The organism is Marinobacterium weihaiense, from assembly GCF_019061305.1.
Taxonomy (GTDB): domain Bacteria; phylum Pseudomonadota; class Gammaproteobacteria; order Pseudomonadales; family Balneatricaceae; genus Marinobacterium; species Marinobacterium weihaiense.
Genome location: NZ_JAHQZT010000006.1, coordinates 75,929 through 96,743, shown reverse-complemented (window position 1 = coordinate 96,743; position 20,815 = coordinate 75,929). Strand labels below are relative to the sequence as shown.

18 protein-coding genes are annotated in these 20,815 nt (G+C 60.1%); 8 read left to right on the top strand and 10 right to left on the bottom strand.

The genetic code is table 11. The features are described 5' to 3' along the window. Positions 1-141 precede the first annotated feature (141 nt). Positions 142-957, bottom strand: a complete 816-nt coding sequence (gene thiM, locus KTN04_RS06240) for a hydroxyethylthiazole kinase (RefSeq protein ID WP_217334361.1) — start codon at positions 955-957, stop codon at positions 142-144. Next, entirely contained in the window at positions 954-1,874 is a 921-nt protein-coding gene (locus KTN04_RS06235) for a LysR family transcriptional regulator (protein ID WP_217334360.1), read from the bottom strand. Before KTN04_RS06235 ends, thiM begins: the two co-directional genes overlap by 4 nt. Positions 1,875-1,978: 104 nt before the next feature. Between KTN04_RS06235 and KTN04_RS06230 the strand changes: the two genes are divergently transcribed. Together KTN04_RS06230 and KTN04_RS06225 are read left to right on the top strand one after the other, a co-directional pair. Then, entirely contained in the window at positions 1,979-2,482 is a 504-nt protein-coding gene (locus KTN04_RS06230) for a lactoylglutathione lyase family protein (protein WP_217334359.1), read from the top strand. Positions 2,483-2,645: 163 nt separating this feature from the next. Continuing rightward, positions 2,646-3,728, top strand: coding sequence for an alkene reductase (locus KTN04_RS06225; protein WP_217334358.1), 1,083 nt, complete (start codon positions 2,646-2,648; stop codon positions 3,726-3,728). A 39-nt stretch (positions 3,729-3,767) separates the two neighbouring features. Here the strand turns inward: KTN04_RS06225 and KTN04_RS06220 are convergent, their stop codons facing one another. The 4 genes from KTN04_RS06220 to KTN04_RS06205 form a co-directional block, all read right to left on the bottom strand. Beyond that, positions 3,768-4,814, bottom strand: coding sequence for a TIGR01620 family protein (locus tag KTN04_RS06220; protein ID WP_217334357.1), 1,047 nt, complete (start codon positions 4,812-4,814; stop codon positions 3,768-3,770). Further along, positions 4,811-6,253, bottom strand: coding sequence for a YcjX family GTP-binding protein (locus KTN04_RS06215; protein WP_217334356.1), 1,443 nt, complete (start codon positions 6,251-6,253; stop codon positions 4,811-4,813). Before KTN04_RS06215 ends, KTN04_RS06220 begins: the two co-directional genes overlap by 4 nt. A gap of 128 nt (positions 6,254-6,381) precedes the next feature. Next, on the bottom strand, positions 6,382-7,755 hold the full coding sequence (locus tag KTN04_RS06210) for an alanine/glycine:cation symporter family protein (RefSeq protein ID WP_254262403.1): 1,374 nt from the start codon (positions 7,753-7,755) through the stop codon (positions 6,382-6,384). Between the two features lie 320 nt (positions 7,756-8,075). Beyond that, positions 8,076-8,570: an Lrp/AsnC ligand binding domain-containing protein gene (locus KTN04_RS06205; protein WP_217334355.1), complete on the bottom strand. Its 495-nt coding sequence runs from the start codon at positions 8,568-8,570 to the stop codon at positions 8,076-8,078. Positions 8,571-8,741: 171 nt separating this feature from the next. Between KTN04_RS06205 and dnaX the strand changes: the two genes are divergently transcribed. Genes dnaX through KTN04_RS06175 form a run of 6 tightly spaced genes read left to right on the top strand, consistent with a single transcriptional unit; the run spans position 8,742 to position 13,499 of the window. Next, positions 8,742-10,619, top strand: coding sequence for a DNA polymerase III subunit gamma/tau (gene dnaX, locus KTN04_RS06200; RefSeq protein WP_217334354.1), 1,878 nt, complete (start codon positions 8,742-8,744; stop codon positions 10,617-10,619). Positions 10,620-10,641: 22 nt separating this feature from the next. Beyond that, a complete protein-coding gene (locus KTN04_RS06195) occupies positions 10,642-10,968 on the top strand; it encodes a YbaB/EbfC family nucleoid-associated protein (RefSeq protein WP_217334353.1) in 327 nt (108 codons plus the stop codon). 2 nt (positions 10,969-10,970) lie between these two features. Further along, positions 10,971-11,585, top strand: a complete 615-nt coding sequence (gene recR, locus KTN04_RS06190; protein WP_217334352.1) for a recombination mediator RecR — start codon at positions 10,971-10,973, stop codon at positions 11,583-11,585. Beyond that, complete coding sequence (gene rnd / locus KTN04_RS06185; RefSeq protein ID WP_217334351.1) at positions 11,578-12,759, top strand: ribonuclease D; 1,182 nt, start codon at positions 11,578-11,580, stop codon at positions 12,757-12,759. The genes recR and rnd overlap by 8 nt, the downstream gene beginning before the upstream one ends. A 3-nt stretch (positions 12,760-12,762) precedes the next feature. Beyond that, on the top strand, positions 12,763-13,053 hold the full coding sequence (locus KTN04_RS06180) for a YcgL domain-containing protein (protein WP_217334350.1): 291 nt from the start codon (positions 12,763-12,765) through the stop codon (positions 13,051-13,053). A gap of 2 nt (positions 13,054-13,055) precedes the next feature. Beyond that, positions 13,056-13,499, top strand: coding sequence for a YcgN family cysteine cluster protein (locus KTN04_RS06175; protein ID WP_217334349.1), 444 nt, complete (start codon positions 13,056-13,058; stop codon positions 13,497-13,499). A gap of 57 nt (positions 13,500-13,556) precedes the next feature. On the opposite strand, the gene katG is transcribed toward KTN04_RS06175, so the two are convergent. The 4 genes from katG to KTN04_RS06155 all read right to left on the bottom strand — a co-directional run bounded on the left by katG (position 13,557) and on the right by KTN04_RS06155 (position 20,782). Beyond that, positions 13,557-15,743: a catalase/peroxidase HPI gene (gene katG, locus KTN04_RS06170; RefSeq protein WP_217334348.1), complete on the bottom strand. Its 2,187-nt coding sequence runs from the start codon at positions 15,741-15,743 to the stop codon at positions 13,557-13,559. Between the two features lie 274 nt (positions 15,744-16,017). Beyond that, positions 16,018-17,700: a 30S ribosomal protein S1 gene (rpsA, locus tag KTN04_RS06165; protein WP_217334347.1), complete on the bottom strand. Its 1,683-nt coding sequence runs from the start codon at positions 17,698-17,700 to the stop codon at positions 16,018-16,020. 191 nt (positions 17,701-17,891) lie between these two features. Continuing rightward, positions 17,892-18,686: a hypothetical protein gene (locus KTN04_RS06160; protein WP_217334346.1), complete on the bottom strand. Its 795-nt coding sequence runs from the start codon at positions 18,684-18,686 to the stop codon at positions 17,892-17,894. A gap of 8 nt (positions 18,687-18,694) precedes the next feature. After that, on the bottom strand, positions 18,695-20,782 hold the full coding sequence (locus tag KTN04_RS06155) for a carboxy terminal-processing peptidase (RefSeq protein WP_217334345.1): 2,088 nt from the start codon (positions 20,780-20,782) through the stop codon (positions 18,695-18,697). Between the last annotated feature and the right edge of the window lie 33 nt (positions 20,783-20,815).

Below are 20,815 nucleotides of genomic sequence, written 5' to 3'. Positions count from 1 at the left end.
AAGGAAACCTTCGAGCCGAAGGCTTCTACACGCTACGATGCTCAGGAAGATGGCGTACCGTTCCATCACTGCCAGGCAACATGGCCCAGCGCGGACGTAGCGCTGTGAGCCGCACATGGATGCCTTTTACCCCTGCCGGTGTCAGTGCCGATCGACGCAGGTCACGCGCAGATGCCGGCGCAATGTGGGCTCATCGAGGCCGTAGAGGGTATCGAGCAGGTTGACCTGCAGGCTGCCCGGCCCCGCGGAGTGCAGGGCGGCCAGCTCACCGGCAACACCAAGCACCGCCGCCGCGCTGGTTCCGGACAGGTCGCCCATGGCGGCAAAGGCGCCAGTCAGCGCGCTGAGGGTGCAGCCCATGCCGGTTACTCGAGGCATCAGCGGGTGGCCGTTTTCAAGCATCCGCGTCTGCTGAGCGGTCACGCTATAATCGCGGGCGCCCGAAATCAGGACGCCACGTGCACCTCGGGCCAACAGCGTATCCGCCGCCTGCAGGGCTTGCTCGCTGTTATCCTGCGCATCCACGCCCTTGCTGCGTGACAGCTGACCCGCCAGGGCCAGTACTTCCGAAGCGTTGCCACGCACAATCAGCTGGTCGGTCGAACGCGCCAGTGCAGCGGCCGTATCCGTCCTGAGAGTGCTGGCACCGGCCCCCACCGGATCAAGTACGACCGGCTTGTGGTATCGGTTGGCGCAGGCGACCGCCTCGTGCATCCGTTCAATCCAGTGACTGTCGAGGGTGCCGATATTGACCACCAGAGCACCACTGATCTGTATCAGTTCATCCATTTCCTGGCGGCTGTGCGCCATGATCGGCGACGCCCCCAGTGCCAGCAGGGCGTTGGCCGTATTGTTCATGACGACATGGTTGGTCACGTTGGTAATCAGCGGCCGGTGCCGGCGGACCAGTGCCAGGGTGTTACAGATCATGTCAATGACAGGGGCGGTCGTGTTCATCGCGGAGCTCCTGATAGGTCGGAAGAAGAGGGCGCGAGACTGCGCCTGAGGGTCTCGCGCAGGGTATCAAAACGTGCCGGCAACTGACGGTTGCGCTTGTGAATCAGATACAAAGGCTCCTGAACCGGCTGGCGGGGCGTATGTATCTGCAGTGCCTCGGGGGCGGCAAACTGGTCGACGGTCGACTGGGGTAGCACAGTAAAGCCGATGCCGTGCGCCACCGGCTGCAGAATCTGGTGCAGTTGATTGATATAGCCTGCGCGGGGCAGAGCGGCAATATCCAGCCTTTCCAGCTCGGCCTCGCCGCAATGGACACAGTAGAGCTCGAGGTACTCCAGCGCATCCGGGTGATGGATCAGGCCCAATGCCTTGAGACGCTCGGCCAGAGTTTGGTCGCGGCCGGTCTGGCGGGGCAGTACCAGCGACAGCGATTCGAACCCCAGCGGCTCCTGTTCGAACAGTGCCGGGGTCGGCATCCGGGTCACGATGCCAAGGTCGATGTCGCCGTCGCGGACCTGTTGCAACACACGCTGGGCGGGCGCCGCCTCCAGTTCCGAGACCAGGCCGGGATGGCGGTTCTGCAACGCCAGCAGCGGCGGATAGAGTTTCATGGCCATGGCGCCGGAGCAGGCGATCCGGCACACGCCACTGAAGGGAGCATCGGCGCCCAGGTCGGCCAGCAAGCGCGCCTCGCGCGCCTCGAGTTCCAGCGCGTAACGGTACACCGAGCGGCCCTGTTCACTGAGTTCGAACCCCTTGCCATCACGGCACAGCAACAGGTGACCACAGGCCTGCTCCAGCTTGCGGATGTGCTGGCTGACGCCGGGCTGGGTCATGTGCAGTCTTTCGGCCGTGCGGGTGAAGTGGCCGACGTCGACCAGGGTGCGAAAGGTCTTGAGCCAAGTGGGGTTCAGCATATGAAAACAATATGTTATCAAAGTAAAAAGAAATGATAATTTCAAATCATGCTAGTCCCTGCCTAAGCTTTGCGCAAGTTGATTAACACCTGCAGGAGTCAAGCATGAATCCCTATCCGCGTTCCTTTTCACACATTGGCATTTCGGTGCCGGATCTGGAAAAAGCCGTCGAATTCTACACCCAGGTGATGGGGTGGTACCTGATCATGGAGCCGACCGAAATCGTTGAAGACGACTCGGCCATCGGTGAGATGTGCACGGATGTGTTCGGTGCCGGTTGGGAGCGCTTCCGCATTGCCCACCTGTCGACCGGAGACCGTATCGGGGTTGAGCTGTTCGAATTCAAGAATCAGGAAAACCCGGAAAACAACTTCGAATACTGGAAAACCGGTGTATTCCACTTCTGCGTGCAGGACCCGAACTTGGAAGAACTGGCCGACAAGATCGTCGCGGCCGGCGGCAAGAAACGTATGCCGGCCCCGCGTTACTACTATCCGGGTGAAAAGCCCTATCGTATGATCTATATGGAAGATCCGTTCGGCAACATCGTCGAAATCTACAGCCACAGCTACGAGCTGCATTACGCCAGTGGTGCCTACACCGGGTAATGCCGGTTGTAGCGAGGCGACTCTGTATCAACCTTTGTTTGAAACCGTTGCAAAGGGGCGTTGGCTACACAGCCAGCCTCGAGTCTGATGCAATAACGTTTCATGCATACAAGGCCCGTCCCGTACGGGCCTTTCATCACTGTACCGATCTGCGAGGAAGCATATGACCGATCTGTTTACGCCGCTGCAACTGGGTGCCCTGTCGTTGAACAACCGTGTGCTGATGGCACCGCTGACCCGCTGTCGTGCGGATGCCGATCATGTGCCCACTGAGCTGATGGTGGAACATTACGCCCAGCGCGCTTCGGCGGGCCTGATCATCGCGGAGGCCACCATGGCGATGGCAGGCAATTCGGCGTTCTGGCGTGAACCGGGTATCTACTCCGACGCTCAGGTTGAAGCTTGGAAGAAGGTCACGGATGCGGTTCATGCCAAGGGCGGCACCATCGTACTGCAGATCTGGCATGGTGGCCGTGCCTGTCACCCGTTGCTGAACGAGGGGCGCGTGCCGGTGGCCCCCAGCGCCCTGGCCATTACCAATGATCAGGTGCACACCCCGGAAGGCAAGCAAACCTACACGGTGCCGCGTGAATTGGCCGATGACGAGATTCCGGCGATCATTCAGGGCTTCAAGGCCGCGGCTGAAAACGCCAGGCGTGCCGGTTTTGACGGTGTTGAAGTGCACGGAGCCAACGGCTACCTGCTGGATGAATTTTTGCGGGATGGTGCCAACCGTCGCGAGGGGCTTTACGGTGGCTCGATCGAGAACCGCGCACGTCTGCTGCTGGAGGTGATTGCAGCGGTCAGCGGGGTCTGGGGCAGTGACCGCGTCGGGGTGCGCCTGTCGCCGTTGAACAGCTTCAACAGCATGACGGACAGCGATCCGGTCGCGTTGATGACCTGGCTAGCCCGGCGCCTCAACGACTTCGACCTGGCATTCCTGCATCTGATGCGCGGCGATTTTCTGCAGGCGCAACAGGCCGATGTGATCACGCCGGTGCGGGAGCATTACCGCGGCAACCTGATCCTGAACATGGGCTACAGCGGTGACGAGGCGGCCACCGCCGTTGCCGTCGGTCAGGCGGAGGCGATCGCCTTTGGCGTGCCCTTCATTGCCAACCCGGACCTGCCTGAACGCCTGAAACTGGGTGCACCGCTGAACGCAGCCGATCCCAAGACCTTCTATTCCCAGGGCGCGGAGGGCTACAACGATTATCCGACGCTGCAAGCGTCTGCCGACGTCTGATCCGCAGTATCCTGCCAGACTCTGTCGCTGAGGTTCGGCCTAGGCCGGACCCTCAGCGGCCTTGCCCTTCCCCAGTCGCTGCAAAATCAAGGTCGCAATCCGATTGGAGCGCGTTTTTCGGTCGTCGGTTGTGGGCAGCGGACGGCAGAGCTCAATGGCACTGAACCCGGTTCTGGCGGTGAACAGGCCGGCTCCCAGTCCCTGTCCGGCGCGGGCCGACAGCCCGGCGGTGATGGAGCTGCTGAGCAGTGCCGAGCCTGCATCCACCGCCATCTCGCTGGCCCCGGCGAATGCCAGATTCTGCAGCACCTGTCGCAGCAGGCGCCCTTGAGTCAGCGGTCCGGAGGGCAGGCCGTAAATGGTACTGATTTCGCGCAGCATGCGCAGATTGCGCCAGGCGACCAGCAGCATGTCAAAACTGGCCCAGGGGCTGACCGCGACCAGAACCCCTGATTCAACGCTGTAGCGCTGCACACATTGCTGCGCGGCCCGGTCGGCCTGGCGCAGGGCATGACGGTCGAGGTAGCGGATGATCTCCGCATCACTGTAGCTGCTGTCGAGCTGTTGCAAAGCGGTGTTCAGCTCCCGCGCCAACGGTGTCTGTCGATACTGCTGTTCCAGTTGATGGATCAGTGTGCTGCTGTGGCCGGTGTCATGTCGGGTCAGCAGACGGCTTGCCTGTTGCTGCAGATGGTTGACCCGGCGCAGTTGACGACGGCTGTGGCAGCCGCGGTGTATTTCAACCGTGATGGCGCCGACCAGCACCAGAGCCAGCAGAGCGAAGGTGGCCCCCAGCAGCGGGTGCAGGTCGATGCCCCAGTGAATCAGACGGTAAAGCTCGGCGCCTGCGAGGGTGACCAGAAGGGCGCCCAGGCTCCCCCAGAGCCAGCGCCGGGAGGATTGGCGTGCAGGAGGTGATGGAGACAGCGGTATGTCCCCGGTTTCCACCTCGACTGGGCGGGTACTCTCCAGCGGCAACTCTTGCGCATGTCCTGTGGTTGTCTGGCCTGATGCAGAGCTAGACGGGGGCTCGAGTGCGTCCGGGGACAGTTCAACCGGGCGCTGCCAGTGTTCGGGTGTGCTCATCGGAACAGGTCTCCCAACAGGTGGTCGGCCGCCTGATCAAGGCGGATGTGGTGCTCGGGGCGCAACGGCCCGGCGGGCAGGGGCCGGGGGGCGAAATCGACGAAGCGAAAACGCTCGCTGTTCCAGTCGGCATCGCCGGGCAGTTCCACCGGGACTTCGCCGGGAAAAAGCGCGATCTCTTCGCCCGTATCCTTGCGCATGCCTCTCAGGCAGGACAGATGCTGACCATCAAGCCGTGCCTCGGCCGCCTGGGTTGCGCGCACCGATGCCAGCGCCAGGCAACGGGTATCCACGTGTTCGAAGCGGATATCGCGCTGGGCCGACTCCACCATCAGTTGCAGAAAACGGTCCAGATTATGGTGCTGGTTGGCGGTGACATGATCGGCCTTGGTCGCGGCAAACAGCACCCGGCTGATGCGCGGGCTGAACAGGCGACGGAGCAGGCCGCTGCGGCCATAGTTGAAGCTCTGCAGCAGGGTGTTGAGTGCCAGTTGCATGTCATTGAAGCAGGCTCGGCCCCGGTTCAGGGTTTTAAGGCAATCGACCAGCACGATCTGGCGGTCGAAGTGGCGAAAATGATCCTGATAAAAGGGACGCACCACGTCCTGGCAGTAGCGGTCGTAGGCCTGCTGCAGGCGCACCAGCAGACTGTCGTCGGCGGCCTCGGCCGGGTTCTCCGGGAAGGCGGTCAGAATCGGGAACAGGTTCAGCAGGTCGCTGCCGGCCAGCTCGCCGGGCATCAGCAGGCGACCGGGTTGCAGCAGGCTCAGGCTGTGTGGCGGCTCGCGCAGCTGCTGCAGCAGCGTGCGGAAGGTTTCGCTCAGTTGAGCCAGTTCGGCGTCCGTGGCTGGAGCCAGCCAATCGATGTCGTGCTGGCGGGCCAGCCAGGCCTGGGCGGCCGATGCACGAGGGGCCTGCGCAAACAGCTGGCGCTGTTGCTGGCACCATTGTTCGAATGTCAGCTCCAGCAGCGGCAGATCCAGCAGCCACTCGCCGGGATAGTCGATCAGGTCGATATACAGGGTTGCATGTTCACCCAGCACTCGGCCGAGCCCCGGCGAGCGCCGGTAGCGCAGCGCCAGGCATATTTCCGACAGGGTTTCGGTGGAGTCGGGCCAGTGCGGCGGGTAGGTGCGCAAGCCGTCCAGTGTCTTGGCCAGTGGGAAAGGCTGTATTGACCCGGTGCTCAGATCCCGTGCGGCAATAATGCGGCCGTCGGCCGAGGCGGCAAAGAACGGCAGCGAGGTGCCCAGGTCGCTCTGCAGCAGGTGATGGGCAAAACTGCTGATGAATACGGTCTTGCCGCTGCGGCTCAGACCGGTAATCGCCAGCTTGATACGCTGCTCCAGCCCCTGTTCGACTCGCGTCTTGAGATGGTGTGACAGGCTGTCCAGCCTGCTCTTGCGTGCGAGTCGGTGCAGCTCTTTGTTCAGGCTCATGCATGGCTCCGTGTCGAGGCTTTATTTCATTGTGACAGAGCTTGGCTTAAACGAAACTGAGAATTCACTGGGAGCGTGTGTAAAAAAGGGAGCCGTGCGGCTCCCTTGTCGCCGACATATTCTGGTTATCACTGACGGTTGAAGTACTCACGCGTCAATTTGAACACCACCGGGCTCAACAGCGCCAGCGCAATCAGGTTGGGAATGGCCATCATGGCATTGAGGGTGTCCGCGACCAGCCAGACAAAGTCCAGGTGCAGGCTGGCGCCCAACGGAATGGCGATGACCCAGAGGATGCGGTAGGGCGTCACGGCCTGAATGCCGAACAGGAACTCGACGCAGCGCTCGCCGTAGAATGACCAGCCGATGATGGTGGTAAAGGCAAAGATGGCCAGTGCGATGGCGACCAGGTAATTGCCCAAACCGGGCAGTGCGGTGGCGAAGGCCTGACTGGTCAGCGCGGCACCGGATTCACCGCCGGTCCAGGCGCCGGAGCTGACAATCACCAGGCCGGTGATGGTACAGATGACCAGGGTATCCAGAAAGGTACCCAGCATGGCAATCATGCCTTGGCGTACCGGGTCATGCGTCTGAGCGGCGGCGTGAGCGATAGGCGCGGAGCCTAGGCCGGCCTCGTTTGAAAACACGCCCCGGGCCACACCAAAGCGCAGCGCGGCCCAGACGGCGGCACCGGCGAAACCACCCTGGGCGGCAATCGGGGAAAAGGCGTGAGTCAGGATCAAATCCAGCGCCTGCGGCAGCAAGTGTGAGTTGATACCCAGTACCACCAGGCCGGCGACCAGGTAAGAAATGGCCATGAAAGGTACCAGCGCGCCCGCCACCTGGCCGATGCGCTTGATGCCGCCGATCAGGACGGCGCCAACCAGCACGGCGATGACGATGCCCGTGGCCAGTACCGGGACACCGAAATTGGCATGCAATACATCAGCAACGGAGTTGGCTTGCACGGTGTTGCCGATCCCGAATCCGGCACAAGCGCCAAAGACGGCAAACAGCACACCCAGCCAGGTCCACTTCTTGCCTAGTCCATTCTTGATGTAGTACATGGGTCCGCCGACATGCTGGCCTTTGGCATCGGTTTCCCGGTAGCGTACCGCCAGCACGGCTTCTGAGTACTTGGTCGCCATCCCGATCAGTGCCGTGATCCACATCCAGAACAGGGCGCCAGGGCCGCCCAGAAAAATGGCGGTTGCGACGCCGGCAATATTGCCGGTGCCCACGGTGGCGGACATGGCGGTCATCAGCGCTTGAAACGGGGGAATCTCGCCGCGTGTTTCATCTCCTTCTGCGGCGCTGCGGCCGCCCCAAAGCAGCCTGAAGCCGGTTCCGATCCTGAGGATGGGCATCAGTTTCAGGCCGATTGACAGGAACAGGCCGACGCCCAGAATCAGAACCAGCATCATCGGGCCCCATACAACGCCATTGATGGCTTCTATGGCATGGGTCAGGCTGGACAGTAGGGTCTCTTCGCTGGCTTCCATCAGTAATGTACCTCCGTAAGGTATGTAATGTGGCCCGGCCGGGTAGGCCTCAGGCGAGGTTGTCAGTAGACTCTGGGCGCTGTCTAGAGTTGAGACAGGCTTGAGGCGCAGTGGCCATGCAGCCACCGTGCCATTGGAAAGTGCCAATAATCTTGATGACAGTTCTTCATTGTAGAACAGCAATAATCACTGCGGCAGTGACAGAAAACAGAAAAAAAGAACAAAATGCCGGGAGGACGTGCGGTGGTCTCTGAGTTTCGGTTGGATCGGTCGAGGCGATGGATGACCAGCACCTACACCAGGTGGGTGCAGCGGGCCTGTTACGGGCGCATCATGTCGACCGGGAGCACGCTCTGTTCCTTGATCTCCTCCATGACGATATAGGATTTGGAGTTTTTGACCCCCGGCAGGGTCAGCAGCATGTCGCCCAGCAGCTCTCGATATTGGGACATGTCATGCAGACGCGCCTTGAGCAGGTAATCGGCATCGCCGGAAACCAGGTGACACTCGAGAATGTAGGGCAGGGTGCGTACCGCGCGGCTGAAGCGCTCAAAGGCGTCGGGTGACTGATAGGACAGGGCGATCTCGACGAACACCAGCAGGTTGTAGTCCAGCATTTCGGGGTCGACACTGGCGCGGTAGCCGGTAATGATGCCGTCGCGTTCCAGACGTTTCACCCTCTCCATACAGGGCGTGGTCGACAGTCCGACGCGTTCGGCCAGTTCGGTATACGAGATGCGACCTTCCTGTTGCAAAATAGTGAGAATATTGCGGTCGATGCGATCAAGTTTCTTGGCTTTGGTTGTTTTCGCCACGATTTTGCCCTGTTGATAAACCCTGTTATCAGTCTTGATCGAATTGGCGGATAAAGCAATTTATTGGCATAACCGAGGGCGCATGCGGCCGCGCACGGCAGGACGCTGGCGGTCAAAGCGTGTTAATATCGCCGCCCAAGATTTTACGTTTACTTTCGGCAACGAGGCAGCATGAGCTATCAGGTTCTGGCGCGCAAATGGCGACCCAAGCGCTTTGTGGAGATGGTGGGGCAGGAACATGTCCTCAAGGCACTGGTCAATGCACTGGATGATGACCGTTTGCATCACGCCTATCTGTTCACGGGCACCCGTGGTGTGGGCAAGACCTCTATTGCTCGCCTGTTCGCCAAGTCGCTCAATTGTGAAGTCGGCGTGTCGTCGGAGCCCTGTGGCCAGTGCAGTGCCTGTGTGGAGATTGCGGAGGGGCGTTTTGTCGACCTGATCGAGGTCGATGCCGCGTCGCGTACCAAGGTAGAAGATACCCGAGAGCTGCTGGAAAACGTGCAATATGCCCCCACGCACGGCCGTTTCAAAGTGTACCTCATTGACGAGGTGCACATGCTGTCCAACAGCTCCTTCAACGCCCTGCTGAAGACGCTGGAAGAGCCACCGCCCCATGTGAAATTCCTGCTGGCGACGACCGACCCGCAGAAACTGCCGATGACGGTGCTGTCGCGCTGTCTGCAGTTCAACCTCAAGAACCTGACCGCCGAGCGCATACAGCAACACCTGGAGTTCGTGCTGGGCGAGGAGTCGGTGAGCTTTGAGGTGCCAGCGCTCTGGCTGCTGGCGCGTGCTGCAGACGGCTCCATGCGTGATGCCCTCAGCCTGACCGATCAGGCCATCGCCTTTGGGGCCGGTGCCGTGCGGGAAGCGGATGTGCGCGCCATGCTGGGCACCATCGATCAGCACCTGGTCTACCGCATGTTGGGCCATGTGGCGGCACATGAGCCTCAGGCGCTGCTGGAATCGGTACAGTCACTGGCCGAGTTCTCGCCGGACTACCAGGGTGTGCTGGGCGATATCGTCAGCCTGCTGCACCGCATTGCACTGGCGCAGGTGGTCCCGGCAGCCGTCGACAACAGCCTGGGCGATCGTGATCAGGTGCTGGCGCTGGCTCAGCGCATGCGCGCCGAAGAAGTGCAGCTGTACTACCAGGTTGCACTCATGGGCCGCAAGGATCTGCCGCTGGTGCCCGAGCCCCGTGAAGGGCTCGAAATGACGTTGCTGCGCATGCTGGCTTTCCGGCCGGCCGGCCACCAGCCGCTGGACGCTTCGGGCTCGGCGACGGCTGCGGATAACGCAGCAGCAGTCTCTGCTCCGGCGCCAGAGGCCGTTGCGCCGGCTGCGGCACCTGCGCACCGGCCCAAGCCTGTGACCTCACCGCCGAGTGCACCGCCACAGGCTGAACCGCAGCCGGTCGCACAGGCGCTGGCCGCACAGACACAGGTTTCACCGCCCCCGGGCATGCCGGAAGACGTGCCCCCTTGGGAAGACCTGCCGCCGGACATGGCGGCCATGGATGACTCGCCGCCAAAAAAGCCCCGCCCGGCTGACGTCACCCAGGCGCAGCCGGCTCCCGTTGCGCCGTCCACGGCGGTTGCCGGGGCGGCGCAGGCACCTGCCAATCACGGTGCTGCCGCTGTGCCGACACCCGCACCCGAGCGTTATGATGGCGGCTGGAGCGAGCTGCTGGCGTCGCTGGGACTGAGCGGTATGGCCGAAAGTCTGGCACGTAACCTGTCGCTTGAGGTCGAAACAGATGACCGGCTCTGCTTTCACTACATGCCGGAACAGGAAGCGCTGCTCAGCGGGGACCGGCGGGAGCGCATCATTGCGGCGCTTCAACAGGCCAGAGGCGCGCACTTCAGCATCGAGTTTGTTCAGGCGCCACAGACGCGCGAAACGCCGGCCCAGCGTGCCGAGCGCAAGCGTGCCGAACGTCTGGCGCGGGCTGTGGCGGACATTGAAGCCGATGGCATGGTACAGACATTGATAAACCAGTTTGGCGCCCGCATCGACTATGAGTCGATTCGGCCGATTGATTAATACAGACAAGAGGAACGACACCATGATGAAAGGTGGTATGGGGAACCTGATGAAGCAGGCCCAGAAAATGCAGGAAGACATGCAGAAGGCGCAGGAAGAGATCCAGCGCGCGGAAGTGACCGGTGAATCCGGTGCCGGCTTGGTCAGCATCACCATGAACGGTCGCCATGACGTCAAGGCCGTCAGCATTGATGACAGCCTGATGGAAGAAGACAAGGAAATCCTGGAAGACCTGATCGCGGCGGCCGTCAACGACGCTGTGCGCAAGGTGGAGCAGAACACCCAGGAAAAAATGTCCAAGATCACCAGCGGCATGGGCATGCCGCCGGGTTTTAAAATGCCGTTCTGAACATGAGCCTGACACCCTTACTGCAAGAACTGATCGGTGCCCTGCGGGCTCTGCCCGGAGTGGGGCCCAAGTCGGCCCAGCGCATGGCGCTGCACCTGCTGGAACGTGATCGCAGTGGTGCCCTGACGTTGGCCGAAGCGCTGGAGCAGGCTGTGGAGCGGGTCGGTGAGTGCGCCACCTGCCGCAATCTGTCTGAGCAGGAACAGTGTGCCATCTGTGAAGACTCAGCGCGGGATGCCGGCGTCGTGTGTGTGCTGGAATCACCGGTGGATCTGATGGCGGTCGAGCAGACCGGTGGCTTCAATGGTGTCTACTTCGTGCTCAAGGGGCATCTGTCACCGATTGATGGAATAGGCCCTGATGAGCTGGGCCTTGAACGGTTGTTTGCTCGTGTGGATGCCGGGCAGGTGCGCGAGCTGATCCTGGCCACCAACCCGACAGTGGAGGGTGAGGCCACGGCCCACTACATTGCCGAGCAGCTGCAGGACAGCGACGTCAACCTGACCCGAATTGCTCACGGTGTGCCGGTCGGCGGCGAACTGGAGTTTGTCGACGGCGGCACACTGGCACATGCCTTTGCCGGGCGTCGATCACTGAAACGGAGTGTCGATGAGTGATCTGAAACAATGCTATGACTGGCAAAAGCTGGAGCAGCTGGCGGCAACCCCGGTGCGCATCAATGATGATGCCAGCCTGGCGGAGCATGCCCGGCGCTGGCTGTCCCAGCCACTGCTGGCGCTGGACACCGAGTTCATGCGCACCGAAACCTTTTACCCCATCCCCGGCCTGATCCAGGTGGCGGATGAGCAGGGGTGCTATCTGATCGATCCGCTGCAGATCAGTGATATGCGCCCGCTGGCACAGGTGCTGGCCGCCCCCGAAGTGCTCAAGGTGGTACACGCCGGCAGCGAAGATCTGGAGCTGTTCAGACACAGCTATGGCGTGCTGCCGGCTCCGCTACATGATACCCAAATCGCGGCGGCCTTTGTCGGCTGGGGCTTCAGCATGGGGCTGCAGCGCATGGTATCCGAAGTGTTGGAAGTCGAGCTGGGCAAGGGCGAAACTACGTCTGACTGGCTGCAGCGTCCGCTGACACCGGAGCAGGAGCATTACGCCGCGCTTGATGTGGCCTATCTGCCGGCGCTGGCCCTGATGCAGCGAGAACAATTGGAGCAGCGCGGGCGTCTTTCGTGGGTGGAAGAAGAGTGTGCGGCGCTGTGTGAAGCGGTTTCCGCACAGGATGAACAAGACCCGGAAAGCTACTATCAGCGGTTCAGTCAGGCCTGGCATTTCGATGCCACCCATCGTGCAGCGCTGCGTGATCTGACGGCCTGGCGCGAGCGCACCTGTCGCGCGCGTGACCTGTCGCGCAACCGCCTGTTGCGCAATCAGGTGTTGTTGGACATTGCGGAAAAGCTGCCTCAGACCGAGCAGCAGCTGGATCGGATCGTACAGCGTGGTCGGGTGATCCGAGAGTTTGGGCAGGCCATTCTGGCGGTTCTGGCGCAGGCGGAGGCCTCGGCCCGGGACAACCCGCCAGCCGAAATCGAGCGGCCGCTGCACTATGTCTGGAACAAGCGGCTCAAGCAGCTGCGAGCCATCGGCCGTGAGGCCGCCCAGGCGCACGATCTCATGCCTGAGGTGCTGTTGCGCAAGCGGGATCTGGATGCTCTGATTCGTTCCCGTGATCAGTACAGCCATTATCGTCTGCCGCCCAGTCTGTCCGGATGGCGCAAGCCTCTGGTCGGCGAGGCGCTGCTGGCGCGAATTGAACAGTTTGACAAGAGTTGATGCATGAAAATCGTCAGTGTTTTCAAAAGCTCGCGCAAGGATGAGATGTACCTGTACGTCGACAAGCGTGAGCAGCTTGAACGGGTACCCGAAGCCCTGCAGGAGATGTTTGGCAAGGCTGTGCATGTCATGGACATGCCGTTGAAGGCTGAACGCAAGTTGGCGCGTATCGAAAATACGCAAAAATTGCTTGATGATATCGAAGAAAAGGGCTTCTACCTGCAGCTACCGCCCCAGAAGGAAGAGTATATGCTGGATCTGTTCCGGGATCGCCCCGAGACCGGGGTGCGCTGAATATGGCTCAGGAAGTCTTCTGGCGCCGCAAGTCGCTGCGCGAAATGACACGGCCGGAGTGGGAATCGCTCTGCGACGGCTGTGCACTCTGCTGTCTGCACAAGGTGGAGGATGAAGATACCGAGGAGGTTTTTTACACCACGGTGGTCTGCCATCTGCTGGACATGGACAACTGCCAGTGCACTGAATATGAAAAGCGCTGTCAGCTGGTGCCCAGCTGTATTCGCCTGCAGCCGGAAGACGTGGAAACGTTCGACTGGCTGCCGATCACGTGCAGCTATCGTTTGATTCACGAGGGCAAGGACTTGCCGGACTGGCACCCGCTGGTGACCGGCGAACGCAACAGCGTCATCGCGGCCAATGCATCGGTGCTGAGCGTGTACGAAGTGCGTGACAATGAAATCAGCGAAGATCAGCTGATTGATTACGTACTGGACGAAGACTGAACAAAAACGGCCGTACCCTTGGGAGACGGCCGTTGGCAGGTCAGGCGAGAGGGTGGATCATTTCAGATCGAAGCGGTCCGCATTCATCACCTTGGTCCAGGCCTTGACGAAATCCTTCACGAACTTCTCCCGGTTGTCATCCTGGGCATAGACCTCGGCATAGGCACGCAAGATGGAGTTAGAGCCGAACACCAGGTCCACCCGGGTGGCGGTCCATTTCACCTCGCCGCTGCTGCGCTCGACAATTTCGTACAGATTGTTGCCGGCAGGTTTCCACCGATAAGACATGTCGGTCAGGTTGACGAAAAAGTCATTGCTCAGTACGCCTTCGCGCTCCGTGAACACGCCGTGCCGGCTGCCGCCATGGTTGGTGCCCAGCACGCGCATGCCGCCGACCAGTACGGTCATTTCCGGTGCACTCAGTCCCATCAGCTGAGTGCGGTCGAGCATCATCTCTTCCGGCGTTACGACATAATCCTGCTTGAGCCAGTTGCGGAAGCCGTCATGCAGCGGTTCCAGATATTCGAATGACGCCACATCGGTCATCTCCTGGCTGGCATCGCCACGGCCGGGTGCGAAGGGGACCTCAATGTCGACGCCGGCATCCCGTGCGGCCTTTTCAACGGCTGCCGTACCGCCCAATACAATCAGGTCGGCCATGCTTACCGGCTTGTCGAGTCCGGCCTGAATGCCTTCCAGTGCCTTAAGGACCTTCTGCAGGCGTTCCGGTTCGTTGCCGGCCCAGTCCTTCTGCGGGGCCAGGCGGATGCGAGCACCGTTGGCGCCGCCGCGGTAATCCGAACCGCGGAAGGTGCGGGCGCTATCCCAGGCCGTGGCCACCAGTTCGGACACACTGAGGTCGCTGGCAAGGATCCGGCGCTTCAAATCGGCAATTTCGGCATCATCCAGCGTGTAATCAACAGTGGGGATCGGATCCTGCCAGATCAGGTCTTCGTTCGGCACGTCCGGCCCCAGGTAGCGGCTTTTCGGGCCCATATCACGGTGCGTCAGCTTGAACCAGGCCCGAGCAAACACTTCATTGAAGTATTCCGGGTCCTTGTGGAAGCGCTCGGCGATCTTGCGGTATTCCGGGTCCATCTTCATCGCCATGTCGGCATCGGTCATGATCGGGTTGTGGCGAATGCTCGGATCCTCCACGTCCACGGGCTTGTCTTCTTCCTTGATGTCGACCGGTTCCCACTGCCAGGCGCCTGCCGGGCTCTTTTTCAGCTCCCACTCGTGATTGAGCAGCATGTCGAAATAGCCGTTGTCCCAGCGTGTGGGGTTGGAGGTCCAGGCCCCTTCAAGTCCGCTGGTGACGGTATCACGACCAACCCCGCGGCCAACCTTGTTGTTCCAGCCCAGGCCCTGCTCGTCGACGTCGGCGGCTTCCGGCTCGGGGCCGAGGTGCTCAGCATTGCCGTTACCATGGGTCTTGCCGACAGTGTGACCACCGGCCGTCAGCGCGACGGTCTCCTCATCGTTCATGGCCATGCGTTCGAAGGTCACGCGCACGTCATGGGCGGTCTTCAGCGGGTCAGGCTGGCCATCCACCCCTTCCGGGTTCACATAGATCAGGCCCATCATCACGGCGGCCAGCGGGTTTTCCAGGTCACGCTCACCGGAGTAGCGGGTGCCTTCGCTGCCGCTGGGGGCCAGCCACTCTTTCTCTGAGCCCCAGTAGATATCCTTTTCCGGGTGCCAGATATCCTCGCGTCCGCCGCCGAAGCCGAAGGTCTTGAAGCCCATGGACTCATAGGCCATGTTACCGGCGAGGATGATCAGGTCGGCCCAGGAAAGCTTGTTGCCGTATTTCTTCTTGATCGGCCACAGCAGGCGACGGGCCTTGTCCAGGTTGGTGTTGTCCGGCCAGCTGTTCAACGGGGCGAAGCGCTGGTTGCCAGTACCACCGCCGCCGCGACCGTCTGCAACGCGATAGGAGCCGGCGGCGTGCCAGGTCATGCGGATCATCAGGCCACCGTAGTGTCCCCAGTCGGCCGGCCACCAGTCTTGGCTGTCGGTCATTAGGGCCTTGAGATCATTCTTCACAGCTTCCAGGTCGAGGGACTTGAACGCTTCGGCGTAGTCGAAGTGCTCGCCCAGCGGGTCGGTTTTGGTATCGTGCTGATGCAGGATGTCGAGGTTGAGAGACTTGGGCCACCAGTCCATATTGTCATTGCCGCTGGCCGTGTTGCCGCCGTGCATGACAGGACATTTGCCGGATGGAGTGTTGTTCTGACTCATGTGTAGACTCCTTGTGCTCGCTGGACAGTGCGTCGCTACGGGCAGAAAGCGTTGAGCAGCCTTGCTGCAGAGCGCGCCTGACAATGAATCCGATACCACGGATGTGGTTATTCGCTGTTACTAGAAGATAGTAGAGCCGGGTTGATCTGCACAATTCTCATTGCCAATACAGCTGATAGCGAGTGGCAATGAAGTGGTATGAGGGGGCAGGGAAGCGTAAATAAAAAAAGGGACGCCCGAGGGCATCCCTTAGTGTTGCAACTGAAGAGGAAAATCAGTTGTTCTGGTTGGCCATCTGCTGCTTGATCAGATCGCCGATAGTGGTCGGACCCGGAACGTCAACTTCCTGGTTGCGAACAGCGTTCAGAGCCGCTTTTTCGTCAGCCTGGTCTTTGGCGCGGATCGACAGGTTGATGACGCGGTTGCGACGATCAACGGCAGTGATCTTGGCTTCAACAGACTCACCTACCTTCAAAGCGGTAGTGGCGTCTTCGATACGCTCGGCAGCGATCTCGGAAACCTTCAGAGTGCCTTCGATGCCTTCAGCCAGTTCGATGACAGCGGCTTTCGGCTCAACGCTCTTAACGGTACCGGTTACGATGGTGCCCTTGTCGTTGGCAGCCAGGTATTCAGCGAACGGGTCGCTTTCCAGCTGCTTAACGCCCAGGGAGATACGCTCTTTCTCGGCATCGATGGACAGGATAACCGCTTCCACTTCGTCGCCTTTCTTGAACTGGCGCAGAGCGGTTTCCGGATCGGCTTCCCAAGAGATGTCGGACATGTGAACCAGACCGTCCAGGTCGTTGTCCAGACCCACGAAGATACCGAAGTCGGTGATGGTCTTGATGGTGCCTGCAACCTTGTCACCGGCAGCGTGCTGCTCGGAGAAGGATACCCACGGGTTGGCAGTGCACTGCTTGATACCCAGGGAAATACGACGACGCTCTTCGTCGACGTCCAGGATCATCACTTCCACTTCGTCGCCGATGTTTACGATCTTGGACGGGTGGATGTTCTTGTTGGTCCAGGACATTTCAGACACGTGTACCAGACCTTCAACGCCGTCTTCGATAGACGCGAAGCAGCCGTAGTCAGTCAGGTTGGTGACGCGAGCCGCAACCTTGGTACCGGCCGGGTAACGATCCTTGATGTCGTCCCACGGATCTTCGCTCAGCTGTTTCAGGCCGAGGGAGATACGGTTGGTCTCTTTGTCGAACTTGATGATCTTGACGGAGATCTCATCGCCCGGGTTCAGCATTTCGCTCGGGTGAGAGATACGCTTCCACGCCATGTCGGTGATGTGCAGCAGGCCGTCAACGCCGCCCAGGTCGATGAACGCACCGTAATTGGTGAGGTTCTTGACGTAACCCTTGGCGATCTGACCTTCTTCCAGGGTAGCCAGCAGTTCTTCGCGCTGTGCGCTGTTGGCTTCCTGCAGAACGGCACGACGAGACACAACGATGTTGTTGCGCTTCGGATCCAGCTTGATCAGTTTGAATTCAAGCTCTTTGCCTTCCAGGTGATCAACATCACGTACCGGACGTACGTCAACCAGAGAGCCCGGCAGGAAGCCCTGGATGTTGTTGATGCTGACAGTGAAACCGCCTTTGACCTTGCCAGAGATGTAACCCTTGACAACTTCTTCAGCGTCGAATTTAGCCTGCAGAACTTCCCAGGCTTCAGCGCGCTTGGCTTTTTCACGGGACAGACGGGTTTCACCGAAACCGTCTTCTACCGCTTCCAGTGCGACCTTGACAGAATCACCAACCTGGATTTCCAGTTCGTTGTTGTCGTTCAGGAACTGTGAGCGGGGGATAACCGCTTCAGATTTCAGGCCAGCATTGACAGTCACCCAGTCGCTGTCGATGTCGACAACTTCACCCATTACCAGGGTGCCCGGGGTCATGGCAATGTCTTGCAGGGATTCTTCAAACAGATCAGCAAAGCTTTCGCTCATGAAAGTATCCTATATTTTCGCTGCTCAGGGTTGAGAAGAGCAGCTTCCAGCCTGTATGCCAGCTATACAGGGTCGGTTGTCGATAGCCACGCATGACTGCACTGAGCTGGCGATGTGCAGTCGGCACGGAGAATATAAAGTTGCAAAATTATACAGGTGCCCACCTGTTAACGCCAGCAGGTTGACGACTTTTATCCGCCTGTAGCCGTTGTCGGCAGGCTGGCCTGAAGTTTTTTACGCAGGGGCAGCTGGCATGCCGGCAGCAGCGTGTTGAGGTCATCGGCCAATGCTCTTGGCAAGGGGTTGTTGTCCGGCTGGCTAAACCAGTTGTGCAGCAAGTGTTCTTCCTGGCGGCTGTTGGCAGCAAGATCAACGGCATTGCCGACACAGAAAGCATAGGCCGGCAGCAGCTCCTCCACCACCTTGGCCTTGTGAGCGCGGTCCAGGATCAGTCGGTTGGCGGTCACGAAACGCTCATATTCCTGGGTGCCTGCTGCCGCCATGACATCCAGTCGAATGTTGCTGAAGGGCTCGGACTCGGGCATGCGGGCAAGTGTGCTTTTGAGCACCGACTTGATGCGGGCCAGCTCATCAGCAAAACTTTCGGGAGCAAAGTGCTTGTTCAGGCGCTTGTAGTCTTCAAGCTCTGCAATGCGCTGTTTGAGCGCATCGATTTCATCAAACAGGGCTTGCTGTTCGGCGAGCAGGTTTTCCTTGTCGCGCATCAGGCCGCGAATGACACGTTCGGTCGGGGTCAGTTTCTTTTCGGCAAAGGTGGCGGGAAGCTGCTCGGCTCCGAGTTCACCCATGGTCTTGGAATAGATGTCGGTGGGCACCATCTCATAGCCGAACTGTTCCAGCTCGGCGAGGTTGGTCTGGTGCTGCTGCTGCATTTTCTGATAGGCAAAATAGCTGACGGTGCCGCCGATGATCAGCAGCATCGGAATCAGCACCAGCAGCAGGATGCCGAGCTTGTTCAATTTCACGCGTTTTATTACTCCGCCGTGTTGCTGCGCAAACCGGTCGAGGCTGTTTGACTGACGCTGAGGTTGATCAGGTCCAGCAGGATCTCGCCGCTTTCGGACAGAATGGCTTCGGCTTCAGGGTTGATAGGGCGACCCTGTTCATCCTTGGGCAGGTCATCGTCGGCTTCATTTAAAGAACCGACCGGGGGCAGGCCCAGGCCGACTCTGCGTTCATTTTCAGCTTTGAGCATCCAGTCCTCGTTGCGGGACTGTTCAGCACGGAGCTTGTCTTCATTCAGGGTCAGTTCGGACTGATCCTGTTGGCTGGCACGGTGCTCCACCTGCTTGCGCATGAACACGAAATCCGGGTCCTGTGCGGTACGGGCCTGGTGACGCTCAATCAACTGTTGCATGAACGGGCTCAGGCTGGGGAAGCGGCCGTGGCGTACGGGGCGCACCTGGTCCCAGGGCAGTGCCTTATCGAGTGCGCTTTCACCGATTTCGTCAACGGTGTAGAGCGAAGGGAAGTGGATATCTGGCTCGACACCGCGGTGCTGGGTGCTGTCACCGGAAATCCGATAGAACTTGGCGTGCGTCAGCTTGACTTGACCATGGTCAATCGGCTGCAGGGTTTGGACAGTGCCTTTACCGAAGGTACGGTTACCGACAATGATACCGCGGTTGTAATCCTGGATGGCGCCGGCAAAAATTTCCGATGCCGATGCGCTCAGGCGATTGACGATCACCGCCAGCGGGCCGTCCCAGGCGACCTTGGGGTCAAAGTCGCCCAGTATGTCCACGCGCCCTGAAGCATCACGAATCTGCACGGTGGGGCCACGCTGAATAAACAGCCCAATCAGTTCGTTGGCTTCGCGCAGGGAACCGCCGCCATTGTTGCGCAGATCGACAACCAGCCCGTCGACATTTTCGCTGCGCAGTTCATGAATCAGCCGTTCCACGTCACGGGTGGTGCTCTTGTAGTTGGGGTCGCCGCTCTGCAGGGCGGCAAAGTCGATGTAGAACGTGGGCACTTCGATCACGCCCAGGCGATAAGGCTGGCCGTCGCGCTCCAGCTCCAATACACGCTTACGGGCCGCCTGCTCTTCTAGCTTGACTTTGTTGCGCTCGATGCTGATCACTGCACGTTTTTGGCGATCAGCCGCATCGGCCGGAATGATCTCCAGTCGCACGATGGTGCCCTTGGGGCCACGAATCTTGCTGACGACATCATCCAGACGCATGCCGACCACGTCTTCAATGGTGCCGTCAGCGCCCTGGCCAACACCGACGATAATATCGGCCGGCTTGAGCTGACCGGCCTTGTCTGCCGGGCCGGCCGGTACCAGGCGTACCACCTTGGTCTGATCGTTCTCGGCCTGGAGCACGGCTCCGATCCCTTCCAGGGACAGACTCATGTTGATTTCGAAATTTTCAGAGCCGCGGGGTGAGAAATACTGGGTGTGCGGGTCGAATTCGTGAGTCAGCGCGTTGACGAAGCCTTCGAACACGTCGTCCCCCTTGGCCTGGTTAATACGCTGTTGTTGATTGAGGTAACGCTTGCGCAGAATATCGCGCGCTTCATCCGTGGTTTTGTCGGCCAGTCGAAGGCTGAGGATGGCACTTTTGAGACGCTTGCGCCAAAGCTCATCCATGCTGGCACGATCAGCGGGCCAAGGGGCTGTACTGCGGTCGGTACGCAGCGTCTCATCGAGTGAGAAGTCCCATTGCGCGCTCTCAAGCTGCTGCAGCACGTGTTCGATACGTTCGCTGCGACGCTGTTGGTAACGGTTGAAAATGGTGAAAGCAGCGTCGGTACGGCCCTTGAGGATATCGTCGTCCAGCTGGTGGCGATAGGCTTCGAATTCTCGAATATCCTCGGCGTAGAAGTAACTGCGATCCGGGTCCAGCGTGTCGAGATACTGATCCAGCACATCACTGGAGAGGTCGTCGTCGAAGTCGACCTCGCTGTAGTGCCCCTGTTGCAGTGCCGTCACTACATCAAGCAGTGTCTGCGAATGGACAGGCGCCGGTGCAAGGGCTGCGCTGGCGGACGAGACGCCCAGTGACAGAGTCAGTGCCAGGACTGATACAAGGGGCTTGGCAATTCGCGTGGTCATGAGCAGCGGATCTCCGGATCGGGTGGCTGGAGC

Coding starts and splice junctions, on each gene's coding strand:
- rnd (WP_217334351.1), top strand. CDS start 11,578: ATGAGTGATCTGAAACAATGCTATGACTGGCAAAAGCTGGAGCAGCTG.
- KTN04_RS06215 (WP_217334356.1), bottom strand. CDS start 6,253: ATGAGCCTGAACAAAGAGCTGCACCGACTCGCACGCAAGAGCAGGCTG.
- KTN04_RS06225 (WP_217334358.1), top strand. CDS start 2,646: ATGACCGATCTGTTTACGCCGCTGCAACTGGGTGCCCTGTCGTTGAAC.
- KTN04_RS06230 (WP_217334359.1), top strand. CDS start 1,979: ATGAATCCCTATCCGCGTTCCTTTTCACACATTGGCATTTCGGTGCCG.
- rpsA (WP_217334347.1), bottom strand. CDS start 17,700: ATGAGCGAAAGCTTTGCTGATCTGTTTGAAGAATCCCTGCAAGACATT.
- KTN04_RS06195 (WP_217334353.1), top strand. CDS start 10,642: ATGATGAAAGGTGGTATGGGGAACCTGATGAAGCAGGCCCAGAAAATG.
- recR (WP_217334352.1), top strand. CDS start 10,971: ATGAGCCTGACACCCTTACTGCAAGAACTGATCGGTGCCCTGCGGGCT.
- KTN04_RS06175 (WP_217334349.1), top strand. CDS start 13,056: ATGGCTCAGGAAGTCTTCTGGCGCCGCAAGTCGCTGCGCGAAATGACA.
- dnaX (WP_217334354.1), top strand. CDS start 8,742: ATGAGCTATCAGGTTCTGGCGCGCAAATGGCGACCCAAGCGCTTTGTG.
- thiM (WP_217334361.1), bottom strand. CDS start 957: ATGAACACGACCGCCCCTGTCATTGACATGATCTGTAACACCCTGGCA.
- KTN04_RS06155 (WP_217334345.1), bottom strand. CDS start 20,782: ATGACCACGCGAATTGCCAAGCCCCTTGTATCAGTCCTGGCACTGACT.
- KTN04_RS06220 (WP_217334357.1), bottom strand. CDS start 4,814: ATGAGCACACCCGAACACTGGCAGCGCCCGGTTGAACTGTCCCCGGAC.
- KTN04_RS06210 (WP_254262403.1), bottom strand. CDS start 7,755: ATGGAAGCCAGCGAAGAGACCCTACTGTCCAGCCTGACCCATGCCATA.
- katG (WP_217334348.1), bottom strand. CDS start 15,743: ATGAGTCAGAACAACACTCCATCCGGCAAATGTCCTGTCATGCACGGC.
- KTN04_RS06180 (WP_217334350.1), top strand. CDS start 12,763: ATGAAAATCGTCAGTGTTTTCAAAAGCTCGCGCAAGGATGAGATGTAC.
- KTN04_RS06235 (WP_217334360.1), bottom strand. CDS start 1,874: ATGCTGAACCCCACTTGGCTCAAGACCTTTCGCACCCTGGTCGACGTC.